Annotated in this window: 10 protein-coding genes and 1 pseudogene; 8 read left to right on the top strand and 3 right to left on the bottom strand. The window is 74.7% G+C overall.

Annotated elements, in window-relative coordinates; all coding sequences use genetic code 11:
* Positions 1-102: 102 nt before the first annotated feature.
* Both AB0E96_RS30640 and AB0E96_RS30635 read left to right on the top strand, forming a co-directional pair.
* Positions 103-810, top strand: a complete 708-nt coding sequence (locus AB0E96_RS30640; RefSeq protein WP_359829031.1) for a (2Fe-2S)-binding protein — start codon at positions 103-105, stop codon at positions 808-810.
* Between the two features lie 214 nt (positions 811-1,024).
* Positions 1,025-2,218: a DUF2637 domain-containing protein gene (locus AB0E96_RS30635; RefSeq protein ID WP_359829030.1), complete on the top strand. Its 1,194-nt coding sequence runs from the start codon at positions 1,025-1,027 to the stop codon at positions 2,216-2,218.
* 62 nt (positions 2,219-2,280) lie between these two features.
* On the opposite strand, the gene AB0E96_RS30630 is transcribed toward AB0E96_RS30635, so the two are convergent.
* Together AB0E96_RS30630 and AB0E96_RS30625 are read right to left on the bottom strand one after the other, a co-directional pair.
* Positions 2,281-4,695, bottom strand: a complete 2,415-nt coding sequence (locus AB0E96_RS30630; protein ID WP_359829029.1) for a SpoIIE family protein phosphatase — start codon at positions 4,693-4,695, stop codon at positions 2,281-2,283.
* Between the two features lie 404 nt (positions 4,696-5,099).
* Entirely contained in the window at positions 5,100-5,474 is a 375-nt protein-coding gene (locus tag AB0E96_RS30625; protein WP_359829028.1) for an ATP-binding protein, read from the bottom strand.
* 661 nt (positions 5,475-6,135) lie between these two features.
* Between AB0E96_RS30625 and AB0E96_RS30620 the strand changes: the two are divergent.
* From AB0E96_RS30620 to AB0E96_RS30610, 3 genes and pseudogenes are all read left to right on the top strand, one after another.
* Positions 6,136-6,276, top strand: a pseudogene (locus AB0E96_RS30620) (urease subunit gamma); the annotation flags it as partial.
* Positions 6,277-6,335: 59 nt separating this feature from the next.
* Positions 6,336-7,385 (top strand): agmatine deiminase family protein, encoded by a 1,050-nt coding sequence (locus tag AB0E96_RS30615; RefSeq protein ID WP_359829027.1) that lies wholly within the window; start codon positions 6,336-6,338, stop codon positions 7,383-7,385.
* Positions 7,386-7,517: 132 nt separating this feature from the next.
* Positions 7,518-8,117, top strand: coding sequence for a TetR/AcrR family transcriptional regulator (locus AB0E96_RS30610; RefSeq protein ID WP_359829026.1), 600 nt, complete (start codon positions 7,518-7,520; stop codon positions 8,115-8,117).
* Between the two features lie 102 nt (positions 8,118-8,219).
* On the opposite strand, the gene AB0E96_RS30605 is transcribed toward AB0E96_RS30610, so the two are convergent.
* On the bottom strand, positions 8,220-9,962 hold the full coding sequence (locus tag AB0E96_RS30605; RefSeq protein WP_359829025.1) for a hypothetical protein: 1,743 nt from the start codon (positions 9,960-9,962) through the stop codon (positions 8,220-8,222).
* A 432-nt stretch (positions 9,963-10,394) separates the two neighbouring features.
* Between AB0E96_RS30605 and AB0E96_RS30600 the strand changes: the two genes are divergently transcribed.
* From AB0E96_RS30600 to AB0E96_RS30590, 3 genes are all read left to right on the top strand, one after another.
* Positions 10,395-10,862, top strand: a complete 468-nt coding sequence (locus AB0E96_RS30600; RefSeq protein ID WP_359829024.1) for a hypothetical protein — start codon at positions 10,395-10,397, stop codon at positions 10,860-10,862.
* 101 nt (positions 10,863-10,963) lie between these two features.
* Positions 10,964-11,626, top strand: a complete 663-nt coding sequence (locus AB0E96_RS30595; protein WP_359829023.1) for a DUF3105 domain-containing protein — start codon at positions 10,964-10,966, stop codon at positions 11,624-11,626.
* Positions 11,623-12,321 carry a DUF305 domain-containing protein gene (locus AB0E96_RS30590; RefSeq protein ID WP_359829022.1) on the top strand — a complete coding sequence of 233 codons (699 nt, stop codon included), beginning with the start codon at positions 11,623-11,625 and terminating at the stop codon, positions 12,319-12,321. The genes AB0E96_RS30595 and AB0E96_RS30590 overlap by 4 nt, the downstream gene beginning before the upstream one ends.
* Positions 12,322-12,395 lie beyond the last annotated feature (74 nt).

The raw sequence follows: 12,395 nt of genomic DNA, 5'->3' as shown, positions 1-12,395 counted from the left end.
CGCCGAGGACGGCTGCGTGCTGGTGCAGCGCGAGGGCGAGGACTGGCACCTGAACGTGCCCCGGGAGAGCCCGCCGCCGACCTCGCCACCCGCCCCGAGGCGGTGCGCGACCTGATCGCCCACGACGCCCGGCAGGGCCTCGCCCGCTACGGGCAGCCGCTGCGCCCGGACGTCGCGGCCGGCTTCGGACTGCACCGCTTCGTCTGGCCGGTCTCACTGCTGTTCACCCTGCCGTGGCTCCTGGAGCGGCGCGTCCCACTGCTCACGCTCGGGGACGTCGCACTGCGCCGCCACCCGGGGGCGGTCGAACTGACCGTCCGCCCGACGGAGTTCGCGTGTCTGCCGGAGGACCCGGCGGCCGGCTCGGCACCGGGCCGGACGGTGCCGGACGAACCGGCGCTGGCCGCCGCGCTGCGCTCCGCGCTGGGCGCCTTCCTGGCGCCCGTGCTCACCGCCTTCGGACCGGAGGCGCGGCGCGGGCCCCGGGTGCTGTGGGCGATGGCCACCGACGCGGTGGTGGAGGGGCTCTGCTACGCGGGCGGACTGCTCGGCGAGCAGGAGCGCGTACGGGCCGAACTGACCGCGCTGCTGGCGCCCGGAGACCCCCTCGACCCCGCGCGCGCGCCCGGCGCGGGCGACCGCCCCGCTCCGGCCCCGGCCCCCTTCACCCCGGGCGCCGGTTTCGCGCCCCCGGCGTCCGGAGACGCGGACGCCCCGGCCCCGGAGCGGTCCCGGGCCAGCTGTTGCCTCGTCTACACCGCGGATCCGAAGGACATGTGCGGCGGCTGCCCGCGCGTCACGCGACGTTGACGAACGCCCGTCCGACACCGGATCGAAAAACCCCGTAATTCCGGGAAAGATCCGCCGCTTATTTCTATGACCATGTGATCACAGTCGGGTCAGAAATCCCTCTCCTCAGCGCATTGACGGCGAATCGGCCGTTCCCCCGCCGGGCATCCGCCATGATGGTCCCCGCCATCAGGGCGCAGGAAAGCGACGCAGGAAAGCGAGGCTGGTTCCGGCGATGAAATTGTCCGACATATCGCTCGGGTGGGCCGTCACCGGAGTCGCGGGGCTGCTGGTCAGCGCACTCCTGGTGGCCCTGGTGAGAAACCGGGGATCCGCCCCCGGCACCGCCGGCACGGATTCCTGGGAGCGCTCCGAGGAACGGCGCCGCCGCAGGGAATCCCTCTACGGAGCCGCCTCCTACGCCCTGCTGTTCTGCTGCGCCGGCGTCGCCGCCGCGCTCTCCTTCCACGGCCTGGTCGGCTTCGGCGTGCAGAACCTCGGCCTGTCCGGCGGCTGGGAGTACCTCGTCCCGTTCGGCCTGGACGGCGCCGCGATGTTCTGCTCGGTGCTCGCCGTCCGCGAGGCCAGCCACGGCGACGCCGCCCTCGGCTCCCGGCTGCTGGTCTGGCTCTTCGCCGGCGCCTCGGCCTGGTTCAACTGGGTGCACGCCCCGCGCGGACTGGCCCACGCCGGCGCCCCGCAGTTCTTCTCCGGCATGTCCCTCTCGGCGGCGATCCTGTTCGACCGGGCGCTGAAGCAGACCCGCCGGGCCGCGCTGCGCGAGCAGGGCCTGGTGCCGCGCCCGCTGCCGCAGATCCGCATCGTCCGCTGGCTGCGCGCCCCCCGCGAGACCTACGCGGCCTGGTCGCTGATGCTGCTGGAGAACGTCCGCAGCCTGGACGAGGCGGTGGACGAGGTGCGCGAGGACAGGCGGGAGCGCGCCGTCGAACGGCAGCGCCGCAAGCTGGCCGGGCGCCGGGAGCGGGCCGAGATCCGGGCGATCAACCGCTCCCACAGCGCCTGGCGGCGCGGTGGCGCGGTGCGGCAGCTGGGGTCGGGCGCGGAGCCCGCGGCGGCCGCCGGGGCGGAGCGGGCCGGCGGGGAACGGGCCCCTGCGGAGCGCGTCCGGGCGGAGCGAATCCCCTCGGAACGCGCCGCCGGGGAACGTGTCGCCGCGGAACGTGTCGCCGCGGAACGGGGTCCGGCCGGACGCGGGGGCGAGCGCCCCGCGAAGGAACGTCCCGGGGTGGAGCGCGCCGCCGCTCCGCGCACGGTGGAACCGGCCGAGGGCACCGTGGTCCAGCCCGGCCTGCCGGCCCGTCCGGAGCCGCGCACCATCGACCTCACCATGGAGGAGGACACCGTCACACTGCCCCGGCTGGACTCGCTGGAGCGCAAGCTGAAGGACCTGGAGCAGCAGTTCGGCTGACCCCGCCGGTTCCGGGTTCCGGACGGTCATGGCGACGCCCGGAACCCGGCCCGCACGGGGCCTCAGGCCGCAGCCACCGACGCCCCGCTGAGCTCGAACCACATCCGCTTGCCGGAACCGCGCGGCTCCACGCCCCAGGAGTCCGCGAGCGCCTCGACCAGCATCAGCCCGCGGCCGGACGAGGCCTGCTCGCCCGGCGTCCGGCGGGTCGGCCAGAGGTCCGACTCGTCCTCCACCTCGACCCGCAGCCGGGCCCGGCCGCCGTCCGCCTCCGGCTCCCGGTAGAGCCGGGCGGTGAACATGGCGTCCCGGTCGGTGTGCCGGATGGCGTTGGTGACCAGTTCGGAGGAGAGCAGCTCGGCGGTGTCGATGAACTCGGCCACGCCCCAGCGGCGCAGCGCGTCACGCAGCTCGGCCCTGACCTCGGCCACCCGCGCCAGGTCGGCCTGGCCGATCCGGCGCCGCAGCTGCTGGGCCGCCAGACCGCCGGCCGGGCCGTCCCAGCGCAGGAGCAGCAGCGCTATGTCGTCCTCGCGCTCGCTGGACTCGGCGGCCTGGGAGGCGATCCGGTCGGCCAGCTCCTCCAGCGGGTCGCGGGCGGCCTCCACGGCCTCCGGCAGTGGGCGGGCGAGCGTCCGGGTGAGCCGGGCGACCCCCTCGTCCAGGTCCATGCCGCGCGCCTCGACCAGGCCGTCGGTACAGAGCAGCACCGTCTCGCCCGGGTCCAGGCTGAACCGGGTGACCCGGTACTCCTGGTCCGGGTCGATGCCCAGCGGCAGGCCGCCCGCCACCGGGACGACGGCGGCGGTGCCGTCCGCACGGCGCACCACCGGGTCGAGGTGGCCGGCCCGGACGGCGTAGACCACGCCGTAGTCCACATTGACCTCGGCGTAGGTGCAGGTCGCGAAGTGGTCGGTGTCCAGGTCGGCCAGGAAGCGGGAGGCACGGGCCATCACCGCGGCGGGCGGGTGGCCCTCGGCCGCGTAGGCGCGCAGCGCGATCCGCAGCTGGCCCATGATCCCGGCGGCGTGCACGTCGTGGCCCTGGACGTCGCCGATCACCAGCCCGACGTGCCCGCCGGGCAGCGGCACCACGTCGTACCAGTCGCCGCCGATCTGGAGACCGGAGCCGGCCGCGAGGTAGCGCACGGCCGTCGTCACGCCCGGGACGGACGGGACGGTGCGCGGCAGCATCACCCGCTGGAGGCCGGCCGCGAGCTCGTGCTCGGCGTCGTGCAGCCGGGCCCGGGCCAGTGACTGGGCGACCAGCCCGCCCAGGGTGGACAGCAGGGTGCGTTCGTCCGCGTCCAGCTCGCGCTCGTCGTCGAAGCTGACCACGCAGACGCCGATCGCCCGGCCGCTGGCCACCAGCGGCAGGTAGGCCCAGGAGCCCCGGCCGGTGCGGCTGGCCGACTCCCACACGTCGGGGTAGCCGTCGCGGAAGTCCTCGCGGGTCGAGACGAAGACCGGCGCCCGGTGGCGCACCGCCTCGGCGGCCGGGTGGCCGGCCGGCAGCACGGTGCGGTCCCAGACCGCCAGGGTGCCGGAGCGGTAGCCGGAGGCGCCGAGGATCTGGGCCCGGCCGGCCTCGAAGGAGGCCAGCACCAGGCCGTCCGGCGGCAGCCCGGGCAGCGGCAGCTCGGTGAACACCCGCGCCACGTCACGCACGGTGACGGCTTCGGAGAGGGCGCGCGCCGCTTCCTTGATGAACCGGGAACGCTCCTCGCGCAGCAGGGCCATCCGGTCGGCCTGGTCCCGCTTGTGGAGCTCGACGGTGGCGTCCCAGACGAAGCCGACCATCCGGGAGGCCCGGCCGAAGGCGTCGGCGAGCACCCGGCCGCGGAAGCGCACCGCGCGCAGGCCGCCGGTCGCCCCGATCGTGCGGTAGTAGGCGCCGCACTGGCCCAGCTCGGCGACCGCGCGCTCGACCCGGCGGCGCACCACGGGCGCGTCCTCGGGGTGCAGCAGGGCCAGGAAGGAGGCGGCCGTACGGTCGAAGCGGCTCTGCGCCAGGGCGTCCAGTCCGACGATCGCACAGGCCCGCTGGTCGCCCTCCAGGACATCGCGGCGGATGTCCCAGTCGAAGGAGCCGATGCCGTTGGCCGCCATCGCCGGCTCCAGCCAGTCCGGCATGGTGTCCGCGGAGGAGGGCGGCAGCCCGCCCGACAGCACGGGCGCCAGCCGGGCGGCGGCGAGACTCGGGGACGGTCGCACCGCGGAGCCCCGGCGCGAGGGCTGCGCTGGCGGCCGGGCCCGGCCCGTCCCGGAGGTGGTCGGCCCGGCGGCGGACGGCCCGAGGGTGCGCGGCTCCGGAGGGCCCGACTGCTCGGCGACCCGCGGCTCCACGGCTCTCGACCGGGCGGTGCGCCGCTGCGCCGCGGCCGGCCCGGCGGTCCTCGGCTCGACGGTTAGCGGCTCGACGGCGGGCGCCGCGCCGGGAGGAAGCGCCGGCCCCGGCGACTCGGGCTCAGTGGGCATGCTGCTCCTGCCGCTGCCGTGGCGGACCGCGCCGACCGTCCGGACGGGCCGCGTGGCGGTGTGATGGTCGTGCTGGATAGGACGGTGCGACGGGCGGTGGCCAGTCGAGGTTCGGTCTCCCCGCTGCTTCCCGCACGTGGACACACATTCCCACCATCCTGGCCAATGTTCGGCCGAGCGGCAATGCCAACGGGCCGGAAATCTTCCGTTCCGCCTTCTGTTCAGGGCTTCCTTCGACAGCGAATCAATCGACGACGAACAATCGTACGACCCCGGCGTCGACGGCGGGCCCGGGGCCTTCGGGCCGGGCCGTCGAGGCGTCGGCCCGTCGGGCCGTCGCGGCGCACCGGGGCCTCTGCCCGGGCGAGCCGCTGTCGGGGTCGGGGCCGGTGCCGGGGTCGGGCTCAGGGCATGACGAGTTCGAACCAGGTGACCTTGCCGTCGCCGCGCAACTGCACGCCCCAGGAATCCGCGAGCGCCTCCACCAGCAGCAGACCGCGGCCCGAGGTCGCGTACTCGGCCTCCGGATCGCGCCGGCGCCCGGGGAGTCTGCTGGTCCCGTCCTGCACCTCGATGCGCAGCCGGTGGTCCGAGCCGAGCACCGCGTCGAACACCGCGCCCTTGCCGGTGTGCAGCAGCGCGTTGGTGACCAGTTCGGAGGAGAGCAGCTCGGCGGTGTCGGACAGCTCCGGCACCCCCCAGTGGCTCAGCGCCGACCGCAGCCGGTGCCGGACCGCGCCCACCCCGACCAGGTCCGCCGGATCCAGCGTGAGGTGCAACCGCCGGTGCACGGCACAACCCGGAGCCGGTGCACCCGGCAGGGCCGTTCCGGTGCTGCCGGCCGGCCCCTGGGCCGGACCGGACCGGTAGGCGTCGCCGGAACTCGTCCGCTGCCGCGGGAATCGCGACTGACCGTCCATCAACACATGCCCCCGCCCTGAAATCCGGGCCCCCGCCTCCGGATCCCCCGCCGGCCGGGTGGCCCCCTCGTTCTGACCACTCATCCTCATGCCCAGTTGACGGCGTTTGCAACAGTGTGCGTCCGATCACGTGGGGTGAAAGGGGCACGGGGTGGTTCGCGTGATCCAACTGCCCGCGCCGGACAGGTTTGCGAAGCGCAGAGCCGGTTTTCGAGAACGCCCCCTCCCGATCCCGCGCACACCCGGCGCCCGTTCGGACCGCACTCCCGACCGCGCGCCCCCTGCCCCGCTCCCGCCGCGCGCCGGGGCCGGCGCCCCTCCCCCGCCGCCCCTCCGCGGCCCGCCCGCACCCTCACCCCCCTCCCCGCCCAGCAAGCCGAACGCCCGTGCAACGGCAACGCTGGACAGCGCGGCCCGGTGCGGGTTTCAATGACCCGAGAATGTTTGAACGACGTTCTAACATCGCCCCGACACCTTGGCCCCGAACCGAACCCGCCCCGGCGACCGCGAGCGAGGAACCGTGCGACCGACCCCCACCGAGCGGGACCGGCTGCCGATCTTCACGGCAGCCGAACCCGCCCGCGCCCGCCGCGCCCGGGGCGTGCGGCTCGACATCCCCGAGGCCACCGCCCTGGTCGCGGACGCCGTCCGCGAGGCCGCCCCCGGCCGCCTCGCCTTCCTCCGATCCCCCGCCAAGGCTCCCGACCTCCTGAGGACCCGATGATGACCACCGCCACGCCCGCCACGCTCGGCTACCGGATGCCCGCCGAATGGCACCCGCACGAGCGCACCTGGATGGCCTTCCCCACCACCAACCCCACCTTCGACGGCCCCGAGCAGCTGCACGCCGCCCGCCAGGCCTGGGCCGCCGTCGCCGACACCATCGCCCGGTACGAGCCGGTGACGCTGATCGTCAACACCGGTGAGACGGCGGAGGCCCGCACGTACGTCTCCGAGCAGGTCGAGATCGTCGAGCGCCCGCTGAACGACGCGTGGATGCGCGACATCGGCCCGTCCTTCCTGATCGACGGCAAGGGCTCGCTGGCCGCCACCGACTGGATCTTCAACGGCTGGGGCGCGCAGTCCTGGGCCCGCTGGGACAAGGACCAGCACATCGCCGAGCACATCGGCGAACTGACCGGCGTCCGGCGCTTCGCCTCCCGGCTGATCAACGAGGGCGGCGGCATCCACGTCGACGGCGAGGGCACGGTCCTGGTCACCGAGACCGTCCAGCTCGGCGAGGGCCGCAACGCGGACTGGTCCAAGGAGGAGGTCGAGGCCGAACTGCACGCCTTCCTCGGCACCACCAAGGCGATCTGGCTGCCGCGCGGACTCACCCGCGACTACGACGAGTTCGGCACCCGCGGGCACATCGACATCGTCGCCTCCTTCGTGCGCCCCGGCGTCGTGGTCGCCCACGTCCAGCCCGACCCCGCGCACCCGGACCACGAGGTCTGCCGCGAGCTGGTCGCCATCCTGCGCGCCTCCACCGACGCCCAGGGCCGACCGCTGGAGGTCATCGAACTGCCCGCCCCCACCGTCCTGCTGGACGAGGACGGCGAGCCGGTCGACTACTCCTACATCAACCACTACGTGGCCAACGGCGCGGTCGTCCTGTGCGCCTTCGACGACCCGCGCGACCAGGAGGCCGCCGCGATCCTCGCCGAGGCCTACCCGGGGCGCACCGTCGAACTCGTCGACGCCCGAGAGATCTTCGCCAACGGCGGCGGCATCCACTGCATCACCCAGCAGCAGCCCAAGGCGCTCTGACGGCCCGCGGTCCCTGCCGGGACCGCCGCCGGGCCTTCCGGCCGTTCCTGCCGTTCCGGCCGTTCCGGGTGGGCGCATCGCGCGCCCACCCGGGCAGTCCTCCAAGCCCCGTTCCACCGAGGAGATCCGCACATGGCCGACCCCCGCCCGCGCCGGCCCGCCCGGCCCCGCGAGGAGGTCTTCGCCACCGCCCGCGCCGCGATCGCCGAACACGGGCTCGCCAAGCTCACCATGGCCGGGCTCGGCAAACAGCTCCAGATGAGCGCCGGGCACCTGCTCTACTACTTCGGCAGCAAGGACCAGCTGCTGCTGGAGACCCTCCGCTGGAGCGAGGACCAACTCGGCGCCCGGCGCCGCGAAGCCCTCGCCGACCACACCCTCGACCCCTGGCAGCGCCTCGACGCCTACCTGCGCCTCTACCTTCCGGAAGGCGCGGGCGACCCGCGCTGGATCCTCTGGGTCGAGGTGTGGGGCCGCTCCCCCGCGAGCGCCGAGATCCGCCGGGGCCAGCAGGAGATCGAGGCGCCCTGGCAGGCCGACCTGGTCGCCCTCATCGAGGAGGGCACCGCCGGCGGCCACTTCACCCCGGGCCCCTCCGCCGACCGCGCGGTGCAGATCCGCGCCCTGCTCGACGGCCTCGCCGTCCCCATCGCCATCGGCCTCCCGGACGCCCACCGCCCCGCCGCCCTCACCCAGGCCACCGCCGTCACCGGCATCCTCCTGCGCACCTGACCCCCCGACCCGGCGCACACCCCGCCCACCGTGCGCCCCCTGCACCGGAAGTCGGCCCGGCCGACTTCCGGTGCGGGGGCGGCGCCGTGGGTGGGGCAGGGGTCACTCGGTCCAGATGGCGGCGGCGGTGCGGTCGTCGGCATAGCCCTTGGCCCGGACCTGGACCTGGCGGAGGAAGTCGACCGTGCCCGGGGGGTGGGGGTGGGCCCAGTGGGTGGAGAGGAAGTGGGCGACGGCCGGCTCATCGGCGATGGGGCGGGCCAGACCCGGGGTGCAGAGGAGCAGGATGTCGCCCGGCGTGGCAGGGACGAGCCGGAAGCGGAACGGGCGCGGGCCGGGCACCGGAGCCTCCGGGACCGGCGGCTGGCCGTCCGGGTGGTGCAGCAGCCGGGCCGCGTAGGCGTCGATCCAGTGGCCGGAGCGCAGCAGGTAGAGCCCGCCCGGACCGACACCGAAGGCCGCGCGAAAGGCGGCATCCGGGTCCAGCGACGTCAGCAGGCAGTGCAGCGAGCCCGGGGACGGCGTGTCCTCCCCCTCCACCCGGGGCGTCAGGGCACGCAGCGGGGCGGCGGCACCGGTGGCCAGACGCTGGAGCCCGTAGCGGAGCCGGTCGCGGGCCCCGTCGTGCAGGTCGGCGGCCAGGCCGGCCCGGCTGCGCCCGATCGCGGCGGCGAGCTGGCGGCACGCCTCCCCGGTCGCCGCCGCGACCGCCTCGGGGCCGACCGCGTCCTCCTCGCCGTCGCCCTCCCCGTCGCCCGTACGGTCGAAGCCGCCGAGGACGGCGAGCAGCAGGCCCTCGAGGCCCTCACCGAAGCGGGTGACCAGCAGGGCGTCGCGGCGCGGCTCGCCCCGGTAGCGGGCGGAGTCGCCCCGGACGGAGGCGGCGCGCAGCACGGACGACCCGTACTGGGCGCCGTCCAGCACCGTGTCCGGTACGAGCGCGCGCAGGGCCCCCGGGTCCGCCTCGGGTACGGCCGTCGGCTCGGGCCCGTAGGTCGGGGGCCGGTCGCCGATGTGCGGGACGGCGGCGCCGCCGTCGGCGAGCGGCGCCCGGATGGCCAGCCGGGGGTCGGCGCCCGCCGCGGCCTGGGCCACGGGCTCGGGGTCGGGCTCCGGGGTGTGGACGGGTTCGGGCTCGGGGGCGGGGGCGGGGGCCTCGGGCTCCGTCCCCTCTGGCTCCGCCCCCGGCCCGATCGGCACCTCGGCGCTGACGGGTTCCGGCTCGGGCCCGGGTTCCGGCTCGGGCGTCGCCAAGGAGAGCGGGACCGGGAGCGGACCGGCCCCCGGCTCCGGAGCGGGTTCCGGCTCGGGTGCTCGGGCGACTCGCACTTCCGGCGCGGGCGCTGGCGCCTGATCCGGCTCCGACTCCAACTCCGGCTCGGGCTCGGGCTCGGGCTCCGGATCGGCCACAGCCTTCGGTGCGTCGTCCGCGAAGGAGGGGGCCGGGAAGTGGTGGGTCTCCGAGGGGGTCCGCTGACGTCCGATGCCTCCAGCCCCGCCGATCACGCCGATCGCGGTGTCGAACCAGTCGTCGATGCTGTCCCGGCCGCCCCGGCTGTCCGGGTCCTTCGGGCTGTCGGGCTCCCCGACGGCCTCCGGCCCCTGCTCGGGCTCCGGCTGGTCCGGCTGGTCCGGCTGCGCCGGTTGATCCGGCTGCTGTTCCGGCTCCGCCGACCGCTGCTGCCCGATGAGTCCGACCGCCGTGTCGAACCAGTCGTCCACACTGCCGTCCCCCGGGTCGGCGTGCGGGGTGTCCGGGAGGGTGCCCGCCGGGCCGTCGTAGACGGCGTCCCACCAGTCGTCGTCCGGCCGGTGCGGCTGTGCGGGTGCACCCTGCTTGCTCATCTGGCGGCTCCTGGTGGTTCCGTGGTCGCGCCGCCCCCGGCGGGCCGGGCTGACGACATTGTTCTCCACCTGCGAGGACCCTGTCCGGGTTTCGGCGACAACCGGTCACCCATCGGAGAGTCCCGGCCACGGCGCTCACCAGCCGGTTCACCGGTGGGGTGGCGGGCCTGCGCCGGCCCGGTACCGGTGCCGTACCCGGGCGGTACCGGGCTCGTCATCCGTTCGTCCGCTTCCGTTCCGTCCGCGCTTGCCGGATGTGTCCGGAGCAGGGCGTTTCCTGGTCATCCGGGCGTCCGGACCGCCGAAAATGAGGGCCGGTGGGGGGCATCGCATCACTCGTTCGGCTGATTAAATGTGCGCATGACCGCGTCGGCCCCCAGTTCGCCCCGACCGGGGAGGGCCGCATCCGCGGGCCGCCCGGCAGGTGGGCTGTTGGTCCTGCTGCTCGTCACCCTGCTGACGCTGCTGCCCTGCGCGGGGCAGTCGAAGGCCGTGGACGGCTCCGGCCGGCCGCCGGCGCACTCCGCCCCGGTCAGTGCCGTCACCGTGGTCAGCGTGGTCAGCGTCCAGGTCGCCACCGGGCACACCTCGTACACCGGCCACGCCGCGAAGGTCACCAAGGCCCCGAAGTCCACGGAGCACCACCGGACGGCCGAGGAGCAGGGGCACTGGATCCTCTGCACCGCCGACGGCCAGCCGCCGCGCAACAACGGCTGCACCAGCCATCCGTTCTGCCCGCAGGACGCCCAGCTGCCGAACCCGCCGCCGCAGCCGCAGCCCGCCGTGTCACCCCTGACCCCGGTCGCGCCCGAGGCGCTGCCCCGGGTGGTGCCCGCCGGTCTGCTGGACGGCGCGCACCCGGTTCCCGACCTGCACGAACTGCAGGTCCACCGGTCCTGAGCGGAACCCACCGTCGGCGCGAACGCCGACGGATCCGGCTCTCCTCCCACTCCAGCTGACCGCCGTCACCGACCGGTGCGGCGGGGACAAGGACGACCACCATGGGTTCCGCTTCCAAGCAGTCCAACAAGAACGGCGGCAAGGACGGTCTCGACCGTCGCGCCCGGATCGCCGAACTGCGCGCCGCCGAGCAGCGCCGCGACCGCCGCAACAAGATCGTCGCCTCGGTGGCGGCCGGTGTGCTGGTGATCGGCGCGATCGCCACCGGCACCTGGATCGTCATGGACCAGAACCAGAAGAAGAAGGACAAGGAGACCGCCGCCAACGCGGACATCCCGGGCGTGAAGACCTTCGGCGAGCTGAGCCGCACCCACGTCAAGGACAAGGTCACCTACCCGATGACCCCGCCGGTCGGCGGCGACCACAACGCGATCTGGGCCGACTGCATGGCCCACGTCTACGACCAGCCGCTGGAGAACGAGCGGGCCGTCCACTCCCTGGAGCACGGCGCGGTCTGGGTGACGTACAACAACAAGGCCACCCCGGACGACCTCAAGATCCTCTCCGACAAGGTCAAGAAGACCCCGTACTCGATGATGAGCCCGTACCCGGACGAGCAGGGCACCATCACCCTGAACGCCTGGAGCACCCAGCTCGTCGTGGAGAACGCCAGTGACCCGCGGGTGGAGGAGTTCTTCACCAAGTACGTCCAGGGCAAGCAGACCCAGGAGCCCGGCGCCTCCTGCACCATGGGGCAGATGTGACCGCCGACGCGGGCCCCGTCGCCGCCGCGTTCGAGGGGGACCCGGCCCCGCGCCGGCGCCGCATGTGGTGGCCGGCCGCGCTGGCCGCCACCGTGGCGCTGGCGCTCGGAGTGCCGGCCCTGGTCGCGAGCGGCACCTCGGCGTCCGGCTCGTCCACGCTGGCCGTCCCGGCGGACGACTCCCCCGAGGCCGGGTTCGCCCGCGACATGGCGACCCACCACCAGCAGGCGGTGGACCTGTCGTTCGTCGTCCGGGACCGCACCGCCGACGAGCCCACCCGCACCCTGGCCTTCGACATCATCAACACCCAGGCCAACCAGCGCGGGATGATGATGGGCTGGCTGGACCAGTGGGGCCTGTCCCAGCACTCGACCGCCACCCCGATGGCGTGGATGAAGATGGGCCACGACTACCAGGCCCACGACGGTTCGCTGATGCCCGGCATGGCCACCAACACCCAGATCGCGAAGCTGCGCACGCTCAGCGGGCGGGACGCCGAGGTGTACTACCTCCAGCTGATGATCGAGCACCACAAGGGCGGCGTCGAGATGGCCCAGGGCTACGTCGACAAGGCCAGGAACGACGCCGAGAAGCGGCTCGCGCAGTCGATGGTGGTCGCCCAGACCTCCGAGCTCCAGCTGATGACCGACATGCTCAAGGAGCGCGGCGCCGAACCCGGCGTGCCCGCCTCCTGAGCGGTCACCGCAGTCGCCGCGGTCGCCGCGGTCGCCGCGGTCGCCGTCGAGCGGCCGCCGCGGTCACCCCCCGC

Origin of the sequence: Kitasatospora sp. NPDC036755 (genome assembly GCF_040636595.1) — a bacterium.
Classification (GTDB): Bacteria; Actinomycetota; Actinomycetes; order Streptomycetales; family Streptomycetaceae; genus Kitasatospora.
This window is presented reverse-complemented; position numbering and strand designations above follow the sequence as displayed.